The following is a 23,697-nucleotide window of genomic DNA, read 5'->3' as shown; positions in this document are numbered from 1 at the left end:
CGGTCCGCCATCGACGTGAACTGCGACAGCTGCCCGCCGAAGAGGTTGCCGATCCCACGCGCGAGACGCTGACCGCGGGCCCGCGGGTCGCGCGGGAAGGCCGACCGATAACCGTTGCCGCAGCGTTCGCAGCGGAACTCGAACTGGTAGCCGTCGGTGTTCGACAGATCGGTGAAGTTGTCGGTGAACGGGACGAGATCGCTCATGTCACTCCTGATGGGGGGCCGGGGCGCGGGAGACGCCGGAGGGGGAGGATGCCTCGGGTCGACCGCCGAACACGAGGTCGACGAGCGGCGCGAAGTCGTAGTCGTCCGCGAAGCGCGGAGCCTGCATGAGAAGCAGGTTGTTGATGAGCATTCCGCGACCCATGAACGCCCACAGCTCGGCGTCGGAGGCGCCGGTGGCGCGCAGGGTCCGGTAGACGTCGTCGAACTGCCGCCGGGACTCCGCCCCGATCGCCGGCTCGGCGGTCGCCGCCGAGAAGGCGTGAGCCCACACCAACAGGGCTGCGGGGTTCGACAGCACCAGCTGCCGATAGGCGGCGCCCAGCCGGTCACCGTCGAAGCCGTCGGCCACCGCCGCACCGAACGCCTCGACGATCTCGGCGGCGGCGAACGCGTGCGTGCGCACGAACAGCTCGAGCTTGGAACCGAACGTGCGGATCACGTAGGGCTGCGACACCCCCATCTCGGCGGCGACCTGCGCCGTCGAGGTGCCGAAGTAGCCCCGGGCGGCGAACGCGCGAACGGACGCCGCGAGCAACTCGGCATCGCGCGCGGGGGGTCGTCGGGGGATCGGCATCCGCGATTCTTCCGGGGGAGGCGGTGTTATCGCTTGATAATACAGCGCGGGTCTCTCGCCGTCACCCGTCGGTTCACCCGTGGCCGTTCGCCCCACCTCCGCGGGAGGGAGACGCCGCCTATACTCGATCCCGTCAGGCGCACGGGGTCGTGCGTCGCTGCTCGAAAAAGGGGCACGTAGCGCACGACGAGCGCGAGACACATACGGCATCCATTCCGTCCGTCTCGAAAGGCTCTCTTCGCCATGCCCACCGTCTCCGCGCACGTCGCGCACACCCTCGCCCGCCACATCGACACCGTCTTCGGCGTCATGGGCAACGGCAACGCGTACTTCCTCGACGCCCTCGGCCGCGACACGGCGTCCGGCTTCGTCGCCGTCCGGCACGAAGCGGCCGGGGTCGTCGCCGCCGACGCGCACTACCGCGCGAGCGGGCGCCTCGCCGCGGCCACCGCCACCTACGGCGCCGGGTTCACGAACACCCTCACCGCCCTCGCCGAAGCCGTGCAGGCGCGGACCCCGCTCGTCCTCATCGTCGGCGACGAGCCCACCTCGGGCCCGCGACCGTGGGGCGTCGACCAGATCGCGCTCGCGGCCGGAGTCGGAGCCCGCACGTACACCGTCGGGCATCGCGACGCCGCCGCGACGGTCGTCATCGCGATCGAGCACGCCCTCACGTACCGTCTGCCGGTGGTCCTCGGCATCCCATACGACGTCGCGACGCGGGAGGCGGGACCGGTGACGGATGCCGCGGCCCCGCGGATCACGCCGGAGCACCCGCCCCTCGGTCCCTACGCGGACGGCGTGATCGACACGATCGTCGATGCCCTGGCGACCGCCGAACGTCCGGTGCTGCTCGGCGGGCGCGGAGCCTGGCTCGCCGGAGCCGGACCCGCGCTGGGGGAACTCGCGGCCCTGACCGGCGCCCTCACGACCAGCACGGCGCTCGGCCGCGGGCTGTTCCCCGACGGCGAGCGCGACCTCGGTGTCGCCGGCGGTTTCGGTGCTCCGGGCGCGATGCGGCTCGTGCGCGATGCCGATGTCGCCGTCGTCTTCGGCGCTCGGCTCAACCAGTTCACGATGAGGTTCGGCGACCTGTTCGCGCCGGGCACGCGGGTGTTCCAGGTCGACCTCTCCCCCACCGCGACCCACCCGCACGTCGGCGGCTACGTCCGCGGTGACGCGGCCGAGGTGGCCGGAGAGATCGTGCGACGCCTGCGCGTTCGCGGCTCGATGCCCTCGACGTGGGGTTCCGGGCTCGATCTCGAGGCCGCCCGTCGGCAGGCGCCGGGCGAGGGCGTCGGACCGGACGGACGACTCGACCCCCGCACCGCGGCGGCGCGCATCGCCGAGCTCCTGCCCGAGGATCGCGTCGTGGTGTCGGACGGCGGACATTTCCTCGGCTGGTCGAACATGTACTGGCCCGTGGCCTCCCCCGACCGCAACCTCATGGTCGGCACCGCGTACCAGTCGATCGGCCTGGGCTTCCCCAGCGTGCCCGGAGCCGCCGTCGCCCGGCCGGAGTCCACGATCGTGCTGACCACGGGCGACGGCGGCGGCCTCATGGCGATCGCCGACCTGGAGACGGCGATCCGCGTCGCGCGCGGCCGCGGCGTCGCCGTCGTGTGGAACGACGCGCAGTACGGAGCCGAGGTCCTCAACTACGGCAAGAAGGGGCTGCACCCCGACCCCATGCTCATCCCCGAGGTCGACTTCGCCGCCGTCGCGCGCGGTCTCGGCGCCGAGGGCGTGGTGGTGCGGGATGCCGGCGACCTCGAGGCCCTGGCATCCTGGTCCGGTCGCGATGCCGAGGAACGGCCGTTCCTCCTCCTGGACCTGCGGGTGAGCGCGGCGGTCGTGGCGCCGTTCTGGGAGGAGATCGCCGCGCAGTGACCGCGCCTCATGACCCTCGTCCCACTTATTGCTGCCGCGCCGCCCGCTGAGCAGCACTTTGTGGGACATGGTCTGCCACGAGTGGGACGAGGGTCGCCGCGCACGACGGAAGGGCCCCGCCGCGCACGCGCGGTGGGGCCGGTGACGCGGACTCAGACCTTCGCGAGGCCGCGGATCGGGCTCTGCTCCTGCTCCGCCTCGTGGTCGGGACCCAGCGGGATGCCACTGCGATCCCGCAGCACGAGCGTCGCGATCAGGCCGACCACCGTCATCCCCGCGAGGTACCAGGTGACCGACATCGTGGTGCCGGTGGCCTTGACGAGCGCCTCCGCGATCGTGGGGGCGAACGCCCCGCCCAGGATCGCCCCGATCGCGTACGAGATCGAGACCCCGGAGAAGCGGATGGATGCCGGGAACAGCTCGGCGTACAGCGCCGCCTGCGGACCGTACGTGAGGCCGAGACCGACGGTCAGGACGACGAGCGCGAGGGTCAGCAGACCGATGCTGCCGGTGTTCACGAGCGGGAACAGCAGGAAGACGCCGACGAGCTGGGCGGCCCACCCCAGCAGGTACGTGTTGCGGCGGCCGATCTTGTCGCCGATCCACCCGCCGAGCCACGTGAACACCAGCCACGACACCGCCGAGAGGGTCACCGCGCCGAGGACGTCGGCGGTCGCGAGACCGATCGGACCGTTCGGGTTGGTCGCGTAGCGCTGGATGTACCCACCCGTGGTCATGTAGCCGACGGCGTTGTTGCCGGCGAACACGAGCGCGGCGACGAGCACGAGCAGCGCGTGCTTGCGGAACAGCTGCACGATCGGCATCCGGGTCTTCTCCTTCCGCTCGGCGAGCTCGAGGAACACGGGGCTCTCCTCGACCTTCTTGCGCACGTAGTAGCCGACGAGGATCAGCACGAACGACAGCAGGAACGGCACGCGCCAGCCCCACGCGAGGAACGCATCGCCGGGAGCGATCAACGCCATGAGCGCGAGCATGCCGCTCGCGAGCAGCAGCCCGAGCGGGACGCCGAGCTGCGGCGAGGCACCGAAGAGGCTGCGCTTGGTCTTGGGGGCGTGCTCGACGGCCATGAGCACCGCACCGCCCCACTCGCCGCCCGCCGAGATGCCCTGCAGCACACGCAGGAGGATCAGGAGCACGGGCGCCGCGACCCCGATCACGTCGTAGGTGGGCAGCACGCCGATCAGCGTGGTCGACGCCCCCATGAGGATCAGCGTCAGCATGAGTACGACCCGGCGCCCGTACTTGTCGCCGAGATGACCGGCGAGGAACGCACCGAGCGGGCGGAACAGGAAGCTCAGGCCCACCGTCAGGAACGACAGGATCTGCGCGATGCCCGGACCCGCGGGGGCGAAGAAAAGCTGACCGAACACCAGCCCCGCGGCCGAGGCGTAGAGGAAGAAGTCGTACCACTCGACGGTGGTGCCGACCACGGTGGCGAAGACGACACGGCGCCGGTCGCCGGTCGTCGAGATCGTGCCGGTGGGCGTGAAGCCCGGGGATGAGGGGCGAGACATGGTGACTCCTTCGTGACGTCGTCGTCGGCTCGCCGCCTCGCCGTCGACGCCGACGGTGCGAGTTGCGGGAGCGTTTCTGGATCATATACGATTTCGAATACGACGCAAGGGAGCTTCATGACCACCACCGACCCCCGCTTCGCCGTCCTCGGCGCCCGGCCGGGAAAGATCGTCGCGGTCCACCTCTCGTACGCCTCGCGCGCCGACCAGCGCGGCCGCCGGCCCGTCGCCCCCTCGTACTTCTTCAAGCCGTCGAGCTCCCTCGCCCCCTCGGACGCGGCGATCGAGCGCCCCTCCGGCACCGAACTCCTCGCCTTCGAGGGCGAGATCGCCCTGGTCATCGGCGAACCCGCGCGGTGGGTGGCCCCGGATACCGCGTGGAACCACGTGGCATCCCTCACCGCCGCGAACGACTTCGGGCTCTACGACCTGCGCGCGAACGACAAGGGTTCCAACGTGCGATCGAAGGGCGGCGACGGGTACACGCCCCTCGGCCCCGCCCTCCTGGACGCGCGCTCGATCGACCCGGCCGCGGTGCGCCTGCGGACCTGGGTCAACGGCGAGCTGGTGCAGGACGACTCCACCGCGGGCCTCCTCTTCCCCCTCGCGCAGATCGTCGCCGACCTGTCGCAGCACTTCACCCTCGAGACCGGCGACGTGATCCTCACGGGCACGCCCGCGGGGTCGTCGGTGGTCGTGCCGGGCGACGTCGTCGAGGTGCAGGTGGATGCCGGGACGCAGTCGACCGGCCGGCTCCGCACGACCGTGACCCAGGGCACGCGACCCTTCGACGCGGCCCTCGGCTCCCTCCCCGCGGTCGATGACACGCAGCGGCTCGAAGCGTGGGGCTCGGCCGAGGCGGCGGGCCTGGCGCCGACCCCCGCCCTCACGCCCGAACTCCGCGCGAAGCTGGAACGCGTGCCGGTCGCGGGCCTCAGCGCACAGTTGCGCAAGCGCGGGCTCGACGACGTCACGATCGACGGCGTGCACGCGCTCACCCCCGGCAGCCGCTTCGTCGGCACCGCGCGGACGCTCCGCTTCCTCCCCCACCGCGAAGACCTGTTCGCCGCGCGCGGCGGCGGCTACAACGCGCAGAAGCGCGCGTTCGACGCCGTCGGCGCGGGCGAGGTCATCGTCATCGAGGCGCGCGGCGAGACCGGGTCCGGCACGCTCGGCGACATCCTCGCGATCCGCGCGCACGCCCGCGGCGCCGCGGCGATCGTCACCGACGGCGGGGTCCGGGATGCCGAGGCCGTCGCGGCCGTCGGTATCCCCGTGTTCTCCGCGGGTGCGCACCCCGCCGTGCTCGGCCGCCGGCACGTGCCGTGGGAGACCGACGTCGCGGTCGGCTGCGGCGGCACGACCGTCGAGCCGGGCGACATCCTCGTCGGCGACGGCGACGGCGTCATCGTGATCCCGCCGGCCCTCGCCGAGGAGGTCGTCGACGCCGCCCTCGCGCAAGAAGAAGAGGACGCGTGGATCGCCCGCCAGGTGGCATCCGGTCATCCCGTCGACGGCCTCTTCCCGATGAACGCCGCCTGGCGCGCCCGCTACGAGGCCGAGAGGAACGCCTGATGGATGCCACGACCCCCGCCGCCCCGACCCCGGCGAGCGCGCCCCCGGCGAGCGCGCAGAGCAAGTCGCAGCAGGCGTACCACTGGATCAAGGAGCGCATCGCGGCGCAGGAGTTCACCCCCGGCTATCGGCTGGTGCTCGGCACGATCGCCGGCGACCTCGACATGAGCGTCGTGCCGGTGCGCGAGGCGATCCGCCAGCTCGAGGCCGAGGGGCTCGTGACGTTCGAACGCAACGTCGGCGCGCGGGTGTCGATGGTGGACGACTCGCAGTACCGGTTCAGCATGCAGTCGCTGAGCATCCTCGAGGGCGCGGCCACCGCCCTGTCGGCGCGCGCCCTCACGACCGAGGACGTCCGCCACGCGCGGCGCATCAACGAACTGATGGTCGAGACCCTCGACCACTTCGACCCGCGGGCGTTCACCGCGCTGAACCAGGAGTTCCACGCGACCCTGTTCGAGAAGTGCGCGAATCCGCGCATGCTCGACCTCGTCCGCGCGGAGTGGGCGCGCCTGGGGCACCTGCGCGACTCCACCTTCAGCTTCGTGCCCGGTCGCGCAGCCGAATCGGTGCGCGAGCACGAGAACATCCTCGTCCTCATCGAGAACGGCGCCCCGCTCGCCGAGATCGAGAAGACGGCCCGTCGGCATCGCTCCGCGACCCTCGACGCGTACCTCATCCACGAGCACCCCGACGAGTCGCTCGGCCTTCCGGCTTTCTGAACCGGATGCCACCGGCATCCCTCCCCTCCATCGAAGGAGCACCCATGACCCGCCGCACCCCGGCAGACCTGCCCGCGCGCATCCAGCACTACATCGGCGGCGCGTTCGTCGACTCGATCGACGGCGACGAGTTCGACGTGCTCGACCCCGTGACGAACGAGACCTACGTCCGCGCCGCGGCCGGCAAGAAGGCCGACATCGACGCCGCCGTCGCCGCCGCCCGCGCGGCGTTCACCGAGGGCCCGTGGCCGCGGATGCTGCCCCGCGAACGCTCGCGCGTGCTGCACCGCATCGCCGACCTCGTCGAGTCGCGCGACGCGCGGCTGGCGGATCTGGAGTCCTTCGACTCGGGCCTGCCGATCACGCAGGCCCTCGGACAGGCCCGCCGCGCGGCCGAGAACTTCCGGTTCTTCGCCGACCTGATCGTCGCGCAGACCGACGACGCCTTCAAGGTGCCGGGACGCCAGCTCAACTACGTCAACCGCAAGCCGATCGGCGTCGCCGGGCTCATCACGCCGTGGAACACGCCGTTCATGCTCGAGTCGTGGAAGCTCGCCCCGGCGCTGGCCACCGGCAACACCGTCGTGCTCAAGCCCGCCGAGTTCACGCCGCTGTCGGCGTCGCTGTGGGCCGGGATCTTCGAGGAGGCGGGGCTGCCGGAGGGCGTCTTCAACCTCGTCAACGGTCTCGGCGAGGACGCCGGCGACGCGCTCGTGAAGCACCCCGACGTGCCGCTCATCTCGTTCACCGGCGAGAGCTCGACCGGTCAGCTCATCTTCGCCAACGCCGCGCCCTTCCTGAAGGGCCTGTCGATGGAACTCGGCGGCAAGAGCCCGGCGATCGTCTTCGCGGACGCCGATCTGGATGCCGCCATCGACGCGACCATCTTCGGCGTGTTCTCGCTCAACGGCGAGCGCTGCACCGCCGGCAGCCGCATCCTCGTGCAGCGGGATATCTACGACGAGTTCGTCGGGCGGTACGCCGCGCAGGCCGACCGGGTGAAGGTCGGATACCCCGACGACCCCGCGACCGAGGTCGGGGCGCTCGTGCACCCCGAGCACTACGCGAAGGTGATGTCGTACGTCGAACTCGGCAAGACCGAGGGGCGCCTCGTCGCCGGCGGCGGCCGCCCCGACGACTTCCCGGAGGGCAACTTCGTCCGGCCCACGGTGTTCGCCGACGTCGCGCCCGACGCCCGCATCTTCCAGGAAGAGATCTTCGGCCCCGTCGTCGCCATCACGCCGTTCGACACCGACGAGGAGGCCCTGGCGCTCGCGAACAACACGAAGTACGGCCTCGCCGCCTACGTCTGGACCAACGATCTGAAGCGCGCGCACCTGTTCGCGCAGAACGTCGAGGCCGGCATGGTGTGGCTGAACAGCAACAACGTCCGCGACCTCCGCACGCCGTTCGGCGGCGTGAAGGCCTCCGGCCTCGGCCACGAGGGCGGATACCGCTCGATCGACTTCTACACCGACCAGCAGGCCGTGCACATCACGCTCGGTCCCGCCCACAACCCCACCTTCGGCAAGGGAGCCTGAGATGACCGACCGCAGCCAGATGACCCGCACCTCCTCGGGGTTCTTCGTGTCGCAGGAGGCGCCGATCCGGGCCGAGAATCCGATTCCGGCGCCCACCTCCCCCGCGCCCGACATCCTCCGCTGCGCGTACATGGAGCTCGTCGTCACCGACCTCGCGGCATCCCGCGAGTTCTACGTCGACGTGCTCGGGCTGCACGTGACGGAGGAGGACGACGAGGCGATCTACCTCCGCTCGACGGAGGAGTTCATCCACCACAACCTCGTCCTGCGGCGGGGGCCGATCGCCGCGGTGGCCGCGTTCTCGTACCGCGTCCGGTCGGCGGAAGACCTCGACAAGGCGGTCGCGTTCTACACCGAGCTCGGCTGCGACGTCCGCCGCGAGCCGAACGGCTTCACGAAGGGCATCGGGGACTCGGTGCGCGTCGTCGACCCGCTCGGCTTCCCGTACGAGTTCTTCTTCGACACCGAGCACCAGGAGCGCCTGTCGTGGCGCTACGACCTGCACTCCCCCGGCGAGCTCGTGCGCCTCGACCACTTCAACCAGATCACGCCCGACGTCCCCCGCGCGGTGAGCTTCATGCAGGCGCTGGGCTTCCGCGTCACCGAGGACATCCAGGACGAGGAGGGCACGGTGTACGCCGCGTGGATGCGCCGCAAGCCCACCGTGCACGACACCGCGATGACCGGCGGCGACGGCCCGCGCATGCACCACGTGTGCTTCGCTACGCACGAGAAGCACAACATCCTGGCGATCTGCGACAAGCTCGGCGCCCTCCGCCGATCGGATGCCATCGAGCGCGGACCCGGCCGGCACGGCGTCTCGAACGCGTTCTACCTGTACCTGCGCGACCCCGACGGGCACCGCGTCGAGGTGTACACGCAGGACTACTACACCGGCGACCCCGACAACCCCGTCATCACGTGGGACGTGCACGACAACCAGCGCCGCGACTGGTGGGGCAACCCGGTCGTCCCGTCCTGGTACACCGACGGTTCGCTCGTGCTCGACCTCGACGGCATCCCGCAGCCGGTCCGCGCCCGCACGGACTCGAGCGAGATGGCCGTGACGATCGGCGCCGACGGCTTCTCGTACAGGCGCGCCCCCGAGCCGGCGGCATCCGGTCCCGAGTTCAAGCTCGGCAACCAGCTGTAACTCCCCTCCCACCCAGGCATGTCCCACTTTGTGCAGCACGCGAGCCCCGAAACGGCACAAAGTGGGACACGCCCCACCGGCAACGCGCCCGACGCGACGCTTCGGAAGGAACCCATGCTCACCGACGAACAGATCGACGCCATCGCCGCCGAGCTCGCGGAGGCCGATCGCACCCACGCGGTGATCCCGCGGATCACCGCGCGGTACCCGGATGCCACGGTCGAGGACTCCTATGCGATCCAGGGCCGCTGGCGCGATACGCAGCTCGCCGCGGGCCGCACGCTCGTCGGGCGGAAGATCGGCCTGACGTCGAGGGCGATGCAGCAGGCGACGGGGATCACCGAACCCGACTACGGCGTCATGTTCGACGACACCGTGTACCGCTCCGGCGACGAGATCCCGGTGGACCACTTCTCGAACGTGCGCGTCGAGGTCGAGCTCGCATTCGTGCTGAAGGCGCCGCTCGAGGGCCCCGACTGCACGCTCGACGACGCCCTCGCCGCGATCGACTACGCCGTCCCCGCGCTCGAGGTGCTCAACTCGCACATCGAGCTGGAGGGGCGCACGATCGTCGACACGATCAGCGACAACGCCGCCTACGGCGCGATGGTGCTCGGCGACGTGCACAAGCGCCCCGACGAGATCGACCTGCGGTGGGTGCCGGGCGTCCTCAGCCGCAACGGCGAGATCGAGGAGACCGGGGTCGCCGCGGGCGTCCTCGGCCACCCGGCGACCGGCGTCGCGTGGCTCGCGAACAAGTTCGCGCAGCATGGCGCGCGCCTCGAGGCCGGTGAGATCATCCTGGCAGGATCGTTCACGCGCCCCCTGTGGGTGTCGCGCGGCGACGACGTGTCGTGCGACTTCGGACCGATGGGAACCCTCACGTGTCGCTTCGTCTGACCCCCACCTTCCGCGCCGCCCTCGCGGCATCCGATCGTCCGCTCGCCGGGATGTGGGTGTGCGCGGGGAGCACGGTCGCGACCGAGATCGCCGCGGGGTCGGGGCTGGACTGGCTGCTGGTCGACATGGAGCACAGCGCGCTGTCGCTCGAGTCGGTGCTGGCGCAGCTCCAGACGGCGGCCGCATACCCGGTGACACCGGTGGTCCGGGTGCCGTGGAACGACCCGGTGCTCATCAAGCAGGTGCTCGACATCGGCGCGCAGAACATCATCGTCCCGATGGTCGGCTCGGCCGAGGAAGCCCGTGCCGCCGTCGCCGCGACGCGCTATCCGCCCGCCGGGATCCGCGGCGTCGGCAGCGCCCTGGCCCGCAGCGCCCGCTGGAACCGCGTCGACGGCTACCTCGCCGGCGCCGCCGAGCACGTTTCGGTGACGGTGCAGATCGAGACCGTGGCCGGCGTCGAGGCCGCGGGCGAGATCGCGGCCGTCGAGGGGGTGGATGCCATCTTCGTCGGCCCCGCAGACCTGTCGGCGTCCCTCGGCCTGCTGGGACAGCAGTCGCACCCGGATGTCGTCGCCGCCGTGCACCGCGTCTTCGCCGCGGCCCACGCCGCCGGCATCCCGGTCGGGGTGAACGCGTTCGACCCCGCCGTCGCCGAGGCGTATCTGGAGGCGGGCGCGGACTTCGTCGCGGTCGGAGCCGACGTCGCCCTGCTGGCGCGCGCGTCCGAGGCCCTGGCCGCGCGGTTCGTCCGCCCGTCCCAGACTCCGCGCGGAAGCTACTGACCGCACGCGAAGGGGGCCGGACGATGACGTCCGGCCCCCTTCGTCACGCATCAGTCCTCGTCGTCGTCCTCGTCGTCCTCATCGTCGTCGTCGCTGACGATCTCGATGTCCTCGACCTCGAGCTCGGGCGTGAGCTGGACGTGAACGAGCGCGTCGGGGAACGACGTCGCGCCGGCGAACACCACGATGATCGCGTCGGCGAAGACCCCCACGCCCACGGCCTCGAGGTCGGTGCGCAGGTCGATCTCGCTGTCGATCTCGTCGTCCTCGAGGGCGTCCTCTATCTCGGTCGCGACCTCGTCGACGATCGCGCGCCAGCGGTCCTCGCTGACCGACAGGATGTCGGACAGCGACGCCACGATCGCGTCGACGTCGGGGTCGTCGACGTCCTCGAGCTCGGGGTCGAGGTCGACCTCGACCTCGACGCCCGCGGCATCCAGGTGGGCGAGACCCACGACGGTGTCCTCGTCGATCGTCGGCTCGTCGAGCAGGCCGCTGTCGGTGACGCGGCGGAGGAGGTCGTTCAGCACGGACTCAGTCATGAACAAACTCTGACACGTCTCTCGGGTCTCCGCCTCCCCGTTGCGCGCCGCGCTTCGTCTGTTCAGGCGGCGTGGGTCGGCGGTTCACCGTCCGTGGTCGTGCCGGGCTCCGGAGGAATCCGGTCCTTGCCGTTGCGGGCGGGGACCCGGCGTCCCGAGAGTCCCGACTCTCCGGAGCGCGGGACGCCGCCGCGCCGCTTCACAGGCCGGCGGCGCGCTCCGCGGCCTCGACGACGTTGGTCATGAGCAGCGCCACCGTCATGGGGCCGACGCCGCCCGGGTTGGGCGAGAGGAAACCGGCGACCTCGGCCACGTCGGGGTGCACGTCGCCGTAGACGCGGTTCTTGCCCGTCTCGGGGTCGACCTCGCGCGTGACGCCGACGTCGAGCACCGCGGCGCCCGGCTTGACGTCCGCGGCGCGCACGATGTGCTTCACGCCCGCGGCGGCGACGATCACGTCGGCCTCGCGGAGGTGCTTCGCCAGGTCGACGGTGCCGGTGTGCGTGAGGGTCACGGTGGCGTTGATCTCGCGGCGGGTGAGCAACAGCCCGATGGAGCGGCCGATCGTGACACCGCGGCCGACGACCACGACCTCCTTGCCCTTCAGGTCGTAGTCGTTGCGGAGGAGCAGCTCGATGACGCCGCGCGGCGTGCACGGCAGCGGCGTCGTGATGGGCGCGTTGACGTTGAGCACGAGACGCCCGAGGTTCGTGGGGTGGAGGCCGTCGGCATCCTTCGCCGGATCGATGCGCTCGAGGATCGCGTCGGTGTCGAGGTGCTTCGGCAGCGGCAGCTGCACGATGTAGCCGTGGCACGACGGATCGGCGTTGAGGCCGTCGATGACCGCCTCGACCTCCTCCTGCGTCGATTCGGCGGGCAGCTCGACCTGGATCGAGTTCATGCCGATCGCCTCGGACTGCTTGTGCTTCATGCCCACGTACAGCTGCGACGCGGGGTCCGCGCCGACCAGCACGGTGGCGATGCCCGGGACGATCCCGTGCTCGCGCAGCGCGGCGACCCGCTCGGCGAGCTCCGCCTTGATCGCCGCGGCAGCGGCCTTGCCGTCGAGAATCGTCGCCGTCATGGCATCCCTCTTCCTCTGAGATTGCGTGGGTGGGTGCTCGCGCCATAAACGCTCGGGGTCGACGGAAACGCCGCGTCCGGGCGTTTGCGCTGAGCCAGAGCGTTTATGCGAGCAGTGCGCTGGCTCCGCCGGGGCGCTCGGTCCTGGAACACCGGATGCCAGGGCCCGGCGCCGCGGAACGCGCGACGCCGGACCCGGCGAGGGTCACTGCTGCAGGCCGGGGTACAGCGGGAACGCCGCCGTGAGCGCGGCGACGCGGGTGCGCAGCGCCTCGATGTCGGCGCCGGGAATCAGCGCGAGCGCGATGATGTCGGCGACCTCGGTGAACTCCGCGTCGCCGAAGCCGCGCGTCGCGAGGGCCGGGGTGCCGATGCGCAGACCCGACGTGACCATCGGCGGACGCGGGTCGTTGGGGACGGCGTTGCGGTTGACCGTGATGTGGATCTCGTGCAGGAGGTCTTCGGCCTGCTTGCCGTCGATCTCGGCCTCGCGGAGGTCCACGAGCACGAGGTGCACGTCGGTGCCGCCCGAACGGACCGCGATGCCCGCCGCCTTCACGTCGTCCTGGGTGAGACGGTCCGCGAGGATCGACGCGCCGCGGAGGGTGCGCTCCTGGCGCTCCTTGAACTCGGGCGTCTTCGCGAGCTTGAACGCCGTCGCCTTTGCGGCGATGACGTGCATGAGCGGACCGCCCTGCTGACCGGGGAAGACCGCGGTGTTGATCTTCTTGGCGAGGTCGGCGTCGTTGGTGAGGATGAGGCCCGAGCGGGGGCCGCCGATCGTCTTGTGCACCGTCGTGGACACGACGTGCGCGTGCGGGATCGGGCTCGGGTGGACGCCCGCGGCGACGAGACCGGCGAAGTGCGCCATGTCGACCCACAGGTACGCGCCGACCTCGTCGGCGATCGCGCGGAAGGCTTCGAAGTCGAGCTGGCGGGGGTACGCCGACCAGCCCGCGATGATGACCTTCGGCTTGTGCTCGAGCGCCAGGCGACGTACCTCGTCCATGTCGATGATCGAGGTCTCGGGGTCGACGCCGTACGCGACGATGTCGTACAGGCGGCCCGAGAAGTTGATCTTCATGCCGTGGGTCAGGTGGCCGCCCTGGTCGAGGGCGAGGCCGAGCAGCGTGTCGCCGGGGCGCGCGATGGCGTGCAGCACGGCGGCGTTCGCGGAGGCGCCCGAGTGCGGCTGGACGTTGGCGAATCCCGCACCGAACAGCGCCTTCGCGCGCTCGATCGCGAGCTCCTCGGCGACGTCGACCTCTTCGCAGCCGCCGTAGTAGCGGCGACCCGGGTAGCCCTCGGCGTACTTGTTGGTCAGCACCGACCCCTGCGACTGCAGCACCGAGACCGGGACGAAGTTCTCGGATGCGATCATCTCGAGATAGCCGCGCTGGCGGTCGAGCTCGCGCTCGAGCACCTGGGCGATCTCGGGGTCGACCTCCGAGAGCGGGGCGTTGAAGTACGGATCGGTCATGCGATCTCCTTGACGATGGTTCCGGATGCCGCAGGCTCGGGCGAGTCCGCGGAGTTACCGCACCGACCCAGGCGTGCGGTCGAATACCGTCAAGCGGTCGCTCCCCGGTGGTTCCCCACCTCAACGCCAGTCGCGACGCCCTCACCCTACCCGGTTTCCCCCGCGACGCGCCCGGGAGAACGCCTCGCCCGTGAGGTATCCCGGATGCCGGCCTCCCCCGCCCGCGTAAAATGGCGGGGTGACCGACACTCCCCACGTCAGCGCGCAGGCGCCCCTCGCCCCCGGCATGCGCCCGCGCCCGACCGCGGTCGAGATCGGCAGCGTGCTGTGCGGTGTCGTCGCGTTCGTGACGCTCGCGATCTGGGGCTTCACCGGTTGGCCGTTCCCATGGAACATCGTCGCCGGCATCGGCGCGCCCCTGCTGGCGCTGCTCGTGTGGGCGTTGTTCGTCTCGCCGCGCGCGGTGCTCGCGGTGCACCCGTTCGTCCGCGCGATCGTCGAGCTGTTCGTGTACGCGGCGGCGACCATCGCGTGGTGGAGCATGGGACAGGCCTGGATCGGGCTGATCTTCGCGATCGTCGCGGTGACGTTCGGCGCGCTGAACGGCCGTCGACGCCTGGGCTGAGTCCCCGAAGAACTGCTCTCGCGGGGCGCGGTCAGCGCTTTCCGGGCGGATCGCCGTCGGTGTAATCAGAACGTGACAAACCTCACGGCTGCGCCGGAGAGTGCCCCCTTAGCATGAGAAGACTGATTTCTCGGGGGGTTCACTCATGACCGACGGCGCGAACGGCACCGACGGCGTCACCTACGCCTGGGCTCCTGCCGAGCCCACGAAGCGGAAGAACCGCTCGGGACTCTGGATCGGCATCCCCGCGGGCGCGACCGCGGTCGCGCTGATCGCGGCATCGCTCGTGCTCATCGCCCCGGGCGCGTCTGTCGCCGGTGTGCAGATCGGCGGCCTCACCGCCGGAGCCGCGGCGCAGGCGATCTCGGCGCACCTCGCGAACACCGAGGTGACCGTGGAGAGTCCCGCCGGCGAGGTCACCGTCAGCGGCGCCGATCTCGGCGCCACCGTGGACGCCACCGCGATCGCCGAGAAGGCCTTCGCCGACAACCCCATGTGGAAGCCGGCGTCGTGGTTCCCCGCCGGAACCGGCGTCCAGATCCAGGTCGACCCGTCAGCCGCGGCTGCCGTGCTCCGCGAGCGCGCGCCGGGCACCTACCGCGCCCCGGTCGACGCCACCGTCGCGTTCGATTCGGCGTCGCAGAAGTACGTGTCGACCCCGGCCCAGGCGGGCGAGGGGATCGACATCGCCGCCGTGACCGCGGCTCTGCAGTCCGCGTTCGACGCCGGCACCCCAACGACCACGGTCCAGGCGAGCCTCGTCTCCGTCGACGCCGCTGTGACGACCGAGAAGGCCGACGCGGCCGTGTCGGCCCTCAACGGCGTCCTGGACACCGTCGGGTTCTACATCGGCGACGAGCGCACCGTGCCCGTCGATCGAGCGACCGCCGCGTCGTGGCTCACCGTCACCTCCGACGGCAAGGGCGACTTCCCGATCACCGCCGATCAGGCCGGCATCCAGAAGGTCGTCGACGGGCTCGCGGGCCAGGTCGACCGCGGCGCGGTCAACGCGGACGTGATCGTCGACACGGGCGGAGAGGTCATCAAGACCCTCACCGAGGGGCAGACCGGGCGCTCGCTGGGCGACACCTCGGGCATCGCCGCCGCCTTCGCCGCGCAGCTGGCCCAGGCCAACGGCAAGTTCGCTCTCACCGTGGCCGAGACGCCGTTCCAGACGACCAAGACCGAGCGCCACATCGACGTCAACCTCAGCACGCAGACGACGACGCTGTACCAGAACGGTCAGGTGTACCGCACCTACACGATCTCGTCCGGCGCGGGTGAGCACGCCACCCACACCGGCAACTTCCGCATCGGCTGGAAGACCGAGATGCAGGACATGGGCTGCGTCCCCGGCTACGACTACTGCACCAAGGACGTCCCCTGGGTGTCGTACTTCAACGGCGACGAGGGCTTCCACGGCACGTACTGGCACAACAACTTCGGCACGCCGATGAGCCACGGCTGCATCAACATGACGATCGCCGCGGCCAAGGAGGTCTACGACTGGGCCTACCGCGGCACCGAGGTGTCGGTCCACTACTGAGCCGCTTCGCGTGAGGGGTCGGATGCCACGGCATCCGGCCCCTTTTTGTGCGCGGGGCGCCGCCGCGCACAACTCCTGCGCAGCCGGGTGCTCGCACCCCCGGGCGGCGGAACGCGACCGGTTGCGCCGGAGTTGTGCCCGCGCAACGTGCGCCGCCCACCGGGGACGGGCTGCCGCGCGGACACAACGAAGGAGAATTCCCGTCCCGCGGCTCCGCACGGCCGGAAAAACGCGCGCCGGCCGGCACAACTCCTTCGTTGTGTACCGCGCAGGGTCCCGGCGGTCGGCCGCGCGGGATGCCGCAGGGTCAGGAACGGAAGAGGGGCGGATGCCAGTGGCATCCGCCCCTCTCGGGTTCGGGTGATCAGCGCAGGGCGTCGATGATCCCGTTCAGCGTCGCGGAAGGACGCATGACCTTCTCGACCAGCGCGGTGTCGGGACGGTAGTAGCCGCCGATGTCGGCCGGGTGGCCCTGCACGGCGAGGAGCTCCTCGACGATGGTGGCCTCGTTCGCGGCGAGGGCCTCGGCCACCGGCGCGAAGACCGCAGCGAGGTCGGCATCCGTCGTCTGCTTCGCCAGCTCCTGCGCCCAGTACAGGGCGAGGTAGAAGTGGCTGCCGCGGTTGTCGATCGTGCCGAGCGCACGGCCGGGCGACTTGTCGTTCTCGAGGAACGTGCCGGTCGCGGCATCCAGGGTGTCGGCGAGCACCTGCGCGCGGGCGTTGCCGGTGAAGCCGGCGTAGTGCTCGAGCGAGGCGGCGAGGGCGAAGAACTCACCGAGCGAGTCCCAGCGCAGGTAGTTCTCCTCGAGGAGCTGCTGCACGTGCTTCGGCGCGGAGCCGCCCGCACCGGTCTCGAACAGTCCACCGCCGGCGAGCAGCGGCACGATCGAGAGCATCTTGGCGCTCGTGCCGACCTCGAGGATCGGGAACAGGTCGGTGAGGTAGTCGCGCAGGACGTTGCCGGTCACCGAGATGGTGTCGAGGCCGTGGCGGAGGCGCGCGAGCGTGTAGCGCGTGGCCTCGGCCGGCGGGAGGATCAGCAGCTCGAGGCCGTGCGTGTCGATCGTGGCGAGGGCCTGGTAGACCTTGGCGATGATCTGGGCGTCGTGCGCGCGGTTGACGTCGAGCCAGAACACGGCCGGGACGTTCGTGGCGCGGGCACGACGGACGGCGAGGGCCACCCAGTCGACGATCGCGACGTACTTCGTCTGCGTCGCGCGCCAGATGTCACCGGGCTGGACGTCGTGCTCGATGACGACATTGCCGTCGCCGTCGACGACCTCGACGCGGCCGGCGGCGGCGATCTCGAACGTCTTGTCGTGGCTGCCGTACTCCTCGGCGGCCTGGGCCATGAGGCCCACGTTCGGGACGGTGCCGATCGTGGCCGGGTTCAGTGGACCGTTGGCGATCACGTCGTCGATCACGGCCTGGTACACACCGGCGTACGAGGAGTCGGGGATCACGGCGAGCGTGTCGTCCTCTCCCCCGTCGGCGCCCCACAGCTTGCCGCCGTTGCGGATGAGCGCGGGCATCGAGGCATCCACGATCACGTCGGAGGGGACGTGCAGGTTCGTGATGCCCTTGTCGGAGTTCACGTACGACACGCGCGCGGCGGCGTCGACGGCCTTCTCGAACGCCGCGGCGATCTCGTCGCCGCCCTCGACCGAGCCGAGGCCCGACAGGATGCCGCCGAGGCCGTTGTTCGGGTTCAGACCCGCCGCGGCGATCTTGTCGCCGTACTGCGCGAACACGTCGGCGAAGTACGCCTTCACGACGTGGCCGAAGATGATCGGGTCGCTGACCTTCATCATGGTGGCCTTGAGGTGCACCGAGAAGAGCACGTCGTCCGCCTTGGCCTGGGCGACCGTCTCGGCGAGGAACGCGTCGAGGGCCGCGGCCGAGAGGAACGTGGCATCCACGATCTCGCGCGGGAGGACCTTCAGGTTGTCCTTCAGGACCGTGACCGTGCCGTCTTCGGCGGTGTGACGGATCGTGAGCACGTCGTCGTGGGCGGCGACCCAGGACTTCTCGTTGCTCTTGAAGTCGTCGTGGCCCATGGTCGCGACGCGGGTCTTCGAGCCTTCGACGAAGGGCTTGTTGCGGTGCGGGTGCTTCTTCGCGTAGTTCTTCACCGCGAGCGGGGCGCGGCGGTCGCTGTTGCCCTCGCGCAGCACCGGGTTGACTGCGGAGCCCTTGATGCGGTCGTAGCGCGCCCGCACGTCCTTGTCTTCGACGCTCGACGCGTCGTCGGGGTAGTCGGGGATGTCGTAGCCCTGGGCCTGCAGCTCGGCGATCGCGGCCTTGAGCTGCGGGATGGATGCCGAGATGTTCGGCAGCTTGATGATGTTGGCCTCGGGGAGCGTGGCGAGACCGCCCAGCTCGGCGAGGGCGTCGCCCACGTGCTGCTCGGGCGTGAGGCGCTGCGGGAAGGCGGCGAGGATGCGGCCGGCGAGCGAGATGTCGCGGGTCTCGACATCGACTCCCGCCTGCGTCGTGACGGCCTGCACGATGGGCAGGAAAGACGCCGTAGCAAGCGCCGGCGCCTCGTCGGTGTACGTGTAGATGATGGTGGAATCGGGCACGTCGAATCTCTCCGTAGAGGCGGCCAGGGTTGCGCTTCAGCCTATCGCACCGGCGCAAAGTCTCTTGATGTCGAGATAGTTCGCGCCCTCCCCTGCCCGATGAACGCGATCCGCGCCGGGAAACGGCGGCTCGTCGCGTTTCGCGCCGTGGATCGCGTTTATCGAGTGGATGCCAGAGCGATGGCATCCGGAATGTTGCGCGGATCAGCGGGGCGGATAGCCTGGGCGCATGGCCGACCTTCGTCTCGTCGAACTCTCCGCCTCCACCATCGTGGCGGTGAACAACCTGTCCCTGAAGCCCGGGCAGGAGCAGTTCCTCGCTCCGGTGAGCTACGGCATCGCCGCCACGGTGATGGATCCCCAGACCTCGTGGCAACGCGTCGTGCTGGACGGCGACGAGGTCGTCGGCTTCGTGAGCGCGAACTTCGACCCCGAAGCGCACGAGGAGCACTTCCGGTCGGTGCTGTGGCGGATCAACGTCGACGCCGACGACCAGGGGCGCGGCGTCGGCCGTTTCGCCCTGGGTCAGCTGCTCGAAGAGGCGCGGAGTCGCGGCATGGACCACGTCGACGTCATCTACGAACCCGGCGTCGGCGGCCCCGAGGCGTTCTTCCTCCGCGCGGGTTTCGAGCCGGTCGGCGAGACGGAGTACGGCGAGACCGTGGCGCGCGTGCGCGTCTGACCCGGCTGGGCAGCGCAGCGCGGCGGCGCGGCGCGGCGCGGCGCGGCGGTGCGGCGCGGCGCGAAACTCGCAGAATCCCGCGTTCCTCGCAGAATCCAGGCGGAATCCTGCGAAGAACGTGGGATCCTGCGAAGAACGTGGGATCCTGCGAACACCGTGGGGTCGCCATCGTTCCTCCACACCCGGGCGACTTCGCGCAGTTGTCCCCACCTCGCGTGTGAGCCCACACCGCGTGGAGTGACGGCCGGACACACTCGGGGCGTGGATCTTCGGGAATGGGTCATCGGCCGAGGCGGAATCGTCGCCCGTCGCGCCGCAGCGGATGCGGGGTACTCCGTGGACGCGGTGCGGAGAGCGGCGCGCGGTGGGGGCGTGGAGATCGTCCGCCGCCACTGGATCGTGGCGGGTACCCCACCGGAGCCCCTCGTCACGGCCGCGCGCGCGGGCGCGAGAGTCGCCTGCGTCTCCGCGGCCCGCGTGCGCGGATGGTGGATGCCGGGAGGTATCCCGCCGGCAGTCCACCTGCACCGCACCCCCGGGTCTGCGGCGACCGGGCTGCCACAGGGGTTCTCGGGCCGCGTGCACTGGACGAACCCGATCGCACCGACGGGAAGAGACAGCCTGCTCGAGTCGGTGGAGGATTCGCTCGCCCACATCGCGCTCTGCGTCGGTCGTGAGGACGCGCTCGTGATCTGGGAGGCCGCTGCACGGACCGAGCGGCTGGATCCTGCGGCGCTCCGCCGTGTGGCGTGGCCGGGGCCCGCCGCTCGCGAACTCGCCGAGGATGTCGGCGGACTCTCCGATTCGGGGCTGGAGACGTATTTCACGACGCGGATCCGCGGGATGGGTCTGCGCGTGCGCCAACAGGTCGTGATCGCGGGGCGGCCGGTCGACCACCTCATCGGAGAGCGGTTGGTGGTGCAGGTGGACGGGTGGGAATTTCACTCCTCCTCGGCGCAGCGCAGCGCCGACATCGCTCACGACGCCGAACTACGGCTGCGTGGCTACACCGTCTTCCGGTTCTCGTACGCGCACATCGTCCACGACTGGCCGAGCGTCGAGCGGACGATCGCGCGCGCCGTGGCGGCAGGGCTGCACCTGTAACGCCCGCGCCGCGACGAAACTCGCAGAATCCCACGAAGTTCGCAGAATCGGCGTCGAATCCTGCGAGTTCCGCGGGATTCTGCGAACTTCGCGCCGCGGCTCCCGCGAGCGCGCGCGGGGCGGGGTCAGCGGAGGTCGCGGCGGAGGAACGAGGTTGCGCCGGCGGTGAGGACGGCGACGATCCAGGCTGCGGCCAGGGCCACGGCTGCGGCCGGTTCCGGGCCGACGGCGGCGGTGATCCCGAGCGGGGCGAGGTCGAGGTCGGCGGCACGCAGGAGCGTCGGTAAAGGGAACCACGCCGCGACCGCGGGCCACGGTGCGGCGACCAGGAGCGCCGCGCTGAGGGACAGCGGGGCGACGAACAGCGACGGCAGGTGCGCCTGCACCAGCAGCCCCACGCTCAACCCCCACACGGCTGCGGCCGCGCCGACGATCGCCGCGGCGCCGACGTCCGCGGGTTCGAGACCGTGCAGGCCCAGGGTCGCCGCGACGGCCGCACGGCCGCCGAGCAGAGCCGCCATCCCGACGAGCGCACCGCCGAGCGCGGTGAAGGGGATCCGCGCGGCGAGGGCCCACCTCCGCGGCTGGAGGGTCGCGCGTTGGGCGACGACTCCCCCGCGTCGGTCGATCGTGTACCGGAACGAGCCGTAGATCGCCGCCATCACCGCGGCGTACACCGCAAGGACCGTCGACAGCGGCGCCGCGATCGCGGCCTTCGCCTCGTCGGGCGCAGCGGCCACGTCGCCCGGCATGCTGGCGCCGATCGAGGCGGACAGCACGAGCGCCGCGACGCAGACCCCCGCCAGGGGCAGATCGCCGATCGCTGCACGGGCCTGCGCGCGCAGAGCGCGCCCGAGCCCGAGCGGCAGTGCCGCGGAGCCGCTCATCGGAACCGCCGACGTCCGACGACCCACGCCGCGGCGGTCAGGACGAGCGTCCAGCCCAGCCCCACGGCGAGACCGGCCCACGTTTCGAGGAGAACCGGGTGGTCGCTCGGCGACGCGAGGGCCGCGAGCGTCAGCCCCGGCGAGAAGCGGGCGACCTCGGGCGCAGACCCCAGGAACGCCATCTCGAACGCGATCGGTCCCGCCAGGACGACGGCCGCCGCGGCGTAGTAGTTGCCGACGATCCATCCGACCGCGGCACCGAGGAGCGCGCCGAGCACGGCACCGGGCAGTGCCCCGAGGACGGTCCGCACCGCACCGAGGCTCGGGGCGAACGCCAGGCCGTTCACGCCCAGGACGATGGCAGCGACGCCGCACCACACCGCGGCGATCCCCGCCGTGAGGACCACCGCGACCCCGATCGCCGCGATCCCCTTGCCCAGGAACGCGCGCCGGAAGCCGATCTGCGCGAGCGTGCGGCCCATCGAGCCGTAGTAGAACTCGCGGGTCACCCCGAAGGAGCCGGCGAACGCAGCCACGACGAACGACCACGCGAGCGGTGCGAGGAGGAGTTGCGTCGCGGTGGTGGCATCCATCGACGTCATCCGTCCGAGGGTGTCGTCACTGGTGAGGACGATCACGGGGACGAACGCACCGAGCAGGAGGACCGCGAGCGTGTTCGCGCCGCTGCGCGCACGAAGGAGCTCGGAGCGGATCACGCCGATCACGCGTCGCGCCCCTCGACGAGGTCGAAGTAGCGTTCCTCGAGCGAGGCTCCGCCGTCGCCTGGGACGAGGTCGCTCAAGGCTCCGGAGTACAGCACCGACTGCTTCAGGATCACGACCTCGTCGACGGTGTTCTCGAGCTCGGCGAGCTGGTGGCTCGAGACGAGTACGGTGCCTCCGGCCTGCGCGAACGCGCGCAGATGGCGGCGGAGCCACCGGATGCCGTCGGGGTCGAGGCCGTTCGAGGGTTCGTCGAGCACGAGCGTCCGGGGCGATCCGATGAGCGCCGTGGCGAGGCCGAGCCGCTGCACCATGCCCGTCGAGAAAGTCTTCACGCGCCGACGGGCGTCGGCGGCGAGTCCCACTTCGTCGAGGACCTCGTCGACCCGGCGCCGCGGGGCGCCGACGGCGAGGCGCGCGATCTCGAGGTGTCGGCGCGCGGTGATGCCGACCTCGAAGCCGAAGCCGTCCATCTGCACGCCGATGTGCGCCGACGGCTGCGCGAGACGGGCGAAAGGCATCCCGTCGATGAGGGCCTCGCCGCGGGTCGGCGCTGAAAGCCCGACGATCGTCCGCAGCGTGGTGGACTTTCCGGCTCCGTTCGGGCCGAGGAGCCCCACGATGCTGCCGCGACGGACCACGAACGACACGTCGTCGACGGCGGTGCGGGAGCCGTAGGTCTTGGTGAGGTGGCGCACCTCGAGGGCGTGGTCGGTCATCGGGGATCTTTCGTGTCGGACGTCGGGGGGTCGAAGAAGGAGAGCAGGACGGACGCGGGGTCGACGACGTGCGTCGACCACGCCGCTTCGAGCAGCGAACGCGAACCGAGGTGGACGACGGCGCGGCCGGACGCGGGGAGCGCCGCGACGGGTGCGTCGACGGCGCCGATCGCCCGGGCCTCCACCCCGAGCCCACGAACATCGACCGGCGAGAACGCGGTGAGCGGCGCGGTGAGCGTCCGCGGGGGTGCGGGGCGGGCGACGCCCCGGGCGACGACGGCGTCGGCGAGGATGCCGCTCGTCGTCAGGTCGACCGGGAGGTCGGCGGCGAGGTCCGCGTCGTCCGTCGTGCCGACGGGGACGACCAGCTCGATGCGGTCGCCGGCGGACGTGAAGCCGAGTGTGCGGGTGTCGTCCACGGGGATCGCCGCGGCGGCGCCCACCACGGTCGCGACGACGGCAACGCCGATCAGCACGAACCGGACCCGCCCGCGTCCTCGCGACCAGCCGGCGACGACCCATCGGATGACACCGACCCCGACCGCGATCGCGACGGCCGTCGGGAGTGCGAGCACGATGAGCGCACCGACCGGTCCTGTTCCCGCGAGCGCGTGCACGGTCCGTTCGATCGCGGCCACGACGAGCACGATCGGCGCGAGGGCGCTCAGGATGCCGAAGGGGACGCTCCACCACCGGGCGAGCGCCCGCGGCCCGGGCGCGCCGCCGAACAGACCGCGACGCAGTGCGTCCGCGGCATCCGCCATCGTCCGTGCGCGCAGGTTCGGTTCGTCCAGCGCGCTCATCAGCGCGATGTAGCCGTC

The 23,697-nt window shown here is 71.1% G+C and carries 21 protein-coding genes, 1 pseudogene and 1 riboswitch; of the genes and pseudogenes, 11 read left to right on the top strand and 11 right to left on the bottom strand.

What is annotated here, in order from left to right; genetic code table 11:
• A pseudogene (locus I5G_RS03005) lies at nucleotides 1–206 on the bottom strand (zinc ribbon domain-containing protein); the annotation flags it as partial.
• A 1-nt stretch (nucleotide 207) separates the two neighbouring features.
• Nucleotides 208–801, bottom strand: a complete 594-nt coding sequence (locus I5G_RS20290) for a TetR/AcrR family transcriptional regulator (RefSeq protein WP_022877730.1) — start codon at nucleotides 799–801, stop codon at nucleotides 208–210.
• Nucleotides 802–1,044: 243 nt separating this feature from the next.
• On the opposite strand from I5G_RS20290, the gene I5G_RS02995 reads away from it, so the two are divergent.
• Nucleotides 1,045–2,691 (top strand): thiamine pyrophosphate-binding protein, encoded by a 1,647-nt coding sequence (locus I5G_RS02995; RefSeq protein WP_022877729.1) that lies wholly within the window; start codon nucleotides 1,045–1,047, stop codon nucleotides 2,689–2,691.
• Nucleotides 2,692–2,843: 152 nt separating this feature from the next.
• Here the strand turns inward: I5G_RS02995 and I5G_RS02990 are convergent, their stop codons facing one another.
• Nucleotides 2,844–4,226: an MFS transporter gene (locus tag I5G_RS02990; RefSeq protein ID WP_022877728.1), complete on the bottom strand. Its 1,383-nt coding sequence runs from the start codon at nucleotides 4,224–4,226 to the stop codon at nucleotides 2,844–2,846.
• Between the two features lie 117 nt (nucleotides 4,227–4,343).
• Here I5G_RS02990 and I5G_RS02985 point away from each other — a divergent pair, with 117 nt between their 5' ends.
• The 6 genes from I5G_RS02985 (at nucleotide 4,344) to I5G_RS02960 (ending at nucleotide 10,902) form a co-directional block, all read left to right on the top strand.
• Complete coding sequence (locus tag I5G_RS02985; RefSeq protein WP_022877727.1) at nucleotides 4,344–5,801, top strand: fumarylacetoacetate hydrolase family protein; 1,458 nt, start codon at nucleotides 4,344–4,346, stop codon at nucleotides 5,799–5,801.
• Complete coding sequence (locus I5G_RS02980) at nucleotides 5,801–6,523, top strand: GntR family transcriptional regulator (RefSeq protein WP_022877726.1); 723 nt, start codon at nucleotides 5,801–5,803, stop codon at nucleotides 6,521–6,523. Before I5G_RS02985 ends, I5G_RS02980 begins: the two co-directional genes overlap by 1 nt.
• A 44-nt stretch (nucleotides 6,524–6,567) precedes the next feature.
• On the top strand, nucleotides 6,568–8,064 hold the full coding sequence (hpaE, locus tag I5G_RS02975) for a 5-carboxymethyl-2-hydroxymuconate semialdehyde dehydrogenase (protein ID WP_022877725.1): 1,497 nt from the start codon (nucleotides 6,568–6,570) through the stop codon (nucleotides 8,062–8,064).
• A 1-nt stretch (nucleotide 8,065) separates the two neighbouring features.
• Nucleotides 8,066–9,217, top strand: a complete 1,152-nt coding sequence (gene hpaD, locus I5G_RS02970; protein WP_022877724.1) for a 3,4-dihydroxyphenylacetate 2,3-dioxygenase — start codon at nucleotides 8,066–8,068, stop codon at nucleotides 9,215–9,217.
• 114 nt (nucleotides 9,218–9,331) lie between these two features.
• Nucleotides 9,332–10,117 (top strand): fumarylacetoacetate hydrolase family protein, encoded by a 786-nt coding sequence (locus I5G_RS02965; RefSeq protein ID WP_022877723.1) that lies wholly within the window; start codon nucleotides 9,332–9,334, stop codon nucleotides 10,115–10,117.
• Nucleotides 10,102–10,902 carry an HpcH/HpaI aldolase/citrate lyase family protein gene (locus I5G_RS02960; protein WP_022877722.1) on the top strand — a complete coding sequence of 267 codons (801 nt, stop codon included), beginning with the start codon at nucleotides 10,102–10,104 and terminating at the stop codon, nucleotides 10,900–10,902. Before I5G_RS02965 ends, I5G_RS02960 begins: the two co-directional genes overlap by 16 nt.
• Nucleotides 10,903–10,952: 50 nt before the next feature.
• On the opposite strand, the gene I5G_RS20285 is transcribed toward I5G_RS02960, so the two are convergent.
• The 3 genes from I5G_RS20285 to glyA all read right to left on the bottom strand — a co-directional run bounded on the left by I5G_RS20285 (nucleotide 10,953) and on the right by glyA (nucleotide 14,007).
• A complete protein-coding gene (locus tag I5G_RS20285) occupies nucleotides 10,953–11,444 on the bottom strand; it encodes a hypothetical protein (RefSeq protein WP_022877721.1) in 492 nt (163 codons plus the stop codon).
• A 199-nt stretch (nucleotides 11,445–11,643) separates the two neighbouring features.
• A complete protein-coding gene (locus I5G_RS02950; protein WP_022877720.1) occupies nucleotides 11,644–12,528 on the bottom strand; it encodes a bifunctional methylenetetrahydrofolate dehydrogenase/methenyltetrahydrofolate cyclohydrolase in 885 nt (294 codons plus the stop codon).
• Between the two features lie 204 nt (nucleotides 12,529–12,732).
• On the bottom strand, nucleotides 12,733–14,007 hold the full coding sequence (gene glyA / locus I5G_RS02945; RefSeq protein ID WP_022877719.1) for a serine hydroxymethyltransferase: 1,275 nt from the start codon (nucleotides 14,005–14,007) through the stop codon (nucleotides 12,733–12,735).
• Nucleotides 14,008–14,065: 58 nt separating this feature from the next.
• A riboswitch (ZMP/ZTP riboswitch) is annotated at nucleotides 14,066–14,151 on the bottom strand.
• A gap of 94 nt (nucleotides 14,152–14,245) precedes the next feature.
• Here glyA and I5G_RS02940 point away from each other — a divergent pair.
• Both I5G_RS02940 and I5G_RS20280 read left to right on the top strand, forming a co-directional pair.
• Nucleotides 14,246–14,632 (top strand): YrdB family protein, encoded by a 387-nt coding sequence (locus I5G_RS02940; RefSeq protein WP_022877718.1) that lies wholly within the window; start codon nucleotides 14,246–14,248, stop codon nucleotides 14,630–14,632.
• Nucleotides 14,633–14,777: 145 nt separating this feature from the next.
• Complete coding sequence (locus tag I5G_RS20280; RefSeq protein WP_022877717.1) at nucleotides 14,778–16,178, top strand: L,D-transpeptidase family protein; 1,401 nt, start codon at nucleotides 14,778–14,780, stop codon at nucleotides 16,176–16,178.
• A gap of 364 nt (nucleotides 16,179–16,542) precedes the next feature.
• Here I5G_RS20280 and I5G_RS02930 read toward each other — a convergent pair whose 3' ends face one another.
• A complete protein-coding gene (locus I5G_RS02930) occupies nucleotides 16,543–18,762 on the bottom strand; it encodes an NADP-dependent isocitrate dehydrogenase (RefSeq protein ID WP_022877716.1) in 2,220 nt (739 codons plus the stop codon).
• Between the two features lie 229 nt (nucleotides 18,763–18,991).
• On the opposite strand from I5G_RS02930, the gene I5G_RS02925 reads away from it, so the two are divergent.
• Both I5G_RS02925 and I5G_RS02920 read left to right on the top strand, forming a co-directional pair.
• The gene (locus tag I5G_RS02925) at nucleotides 18,992–19,444 is read left to right on the top strand and encodes an N-acetyltransferase (RefSeq protein WP_022877715.1); all 453 of its coding nucleotides are present in this window, start codon (nucleotides 18,992–18,994) and stop codon (nucleotides 19,442–19,444) included.
• Between the two features lie 261 nt (nucleotides 19,445–19,705).
• Complete coding sequence (locus I5G_RS02920) at nucleotides 19,706–20,548, top strand: endonuclease domain-containing protein (RefSeq protein WP_022877714.1); 843 nt, start codon at nucleotides 19,706–19,708, stop codon at nucleotides 20,546–20,548.
• Between the two features lie 125 nt (nucleotides 20,549–20,673).
• Here I5G_RS02920 and I5G_RS02915 read toward each other — a convergent pair whose 3' ends face one another.
• From I5G_RS02915 to I5G_RS25685, 4 genes are all read right to left on the bottom strand, one after another.
• A complete protein-coding gene (locus I5G_RS02915) occupies nucleotides 20,674–21,435 on the bottom strand; it encodes a hypothetical protein (protein ID WP_026095604.1) in 762 nt (253 codons plus the stop codon).
• A complete protein-coding gene (locus I5G_RS02910; RefSeq protein WP_022877712.1) occupies nucleotides 21,432–22,160 on the bottom strand; it encodes a hypothetical protein in 729 nt (242 codons plus the stop codon). The genes I5G_RS02915 and I5G_RS02910 overlap by 4 nt, the downstream gene beginning before the upstream one ends.
• Nucleotides 22,157–22,876: an ABC transporter ATP-binding protein gene (locus I5G_RS02905; protein ID WP_022877711.1), complete on the bottom strand. Its 720-nt coding sequence runs from the start codon at nucleotides 22,874–22,876 to the stop codon at nucleotides 22,157–22,159. The genes I5G_RS02910 and I5G_RS02905 overlap by 4 nt, the downstream gene beginning before the upstream one ends.
• The coding region (locus I5G_RS25685) for a hypothetical protein (RefSeq protein ID WP_022877710.1) at nucleotides 22,873–23,697 on the bottom strand (825 nt) is incomplete at its 5' end. The genes I5G_RS02905 and I5G_RS25685, both read right to left, overlap by 4 nt.

This window comes from Microbacterium sp. B19, from assembly GCF_000333395.1.
Taxonomy (GTDB): Bacteria; Actinomycetota; Actinomycetes; order Actinomycetales; family Microbacteriaceae; genus Microbacterium.
Note: the sequence above shows the minus strand (reverse complement) of the source record. Positions and strands in the feature narration are given on the sequence as shown.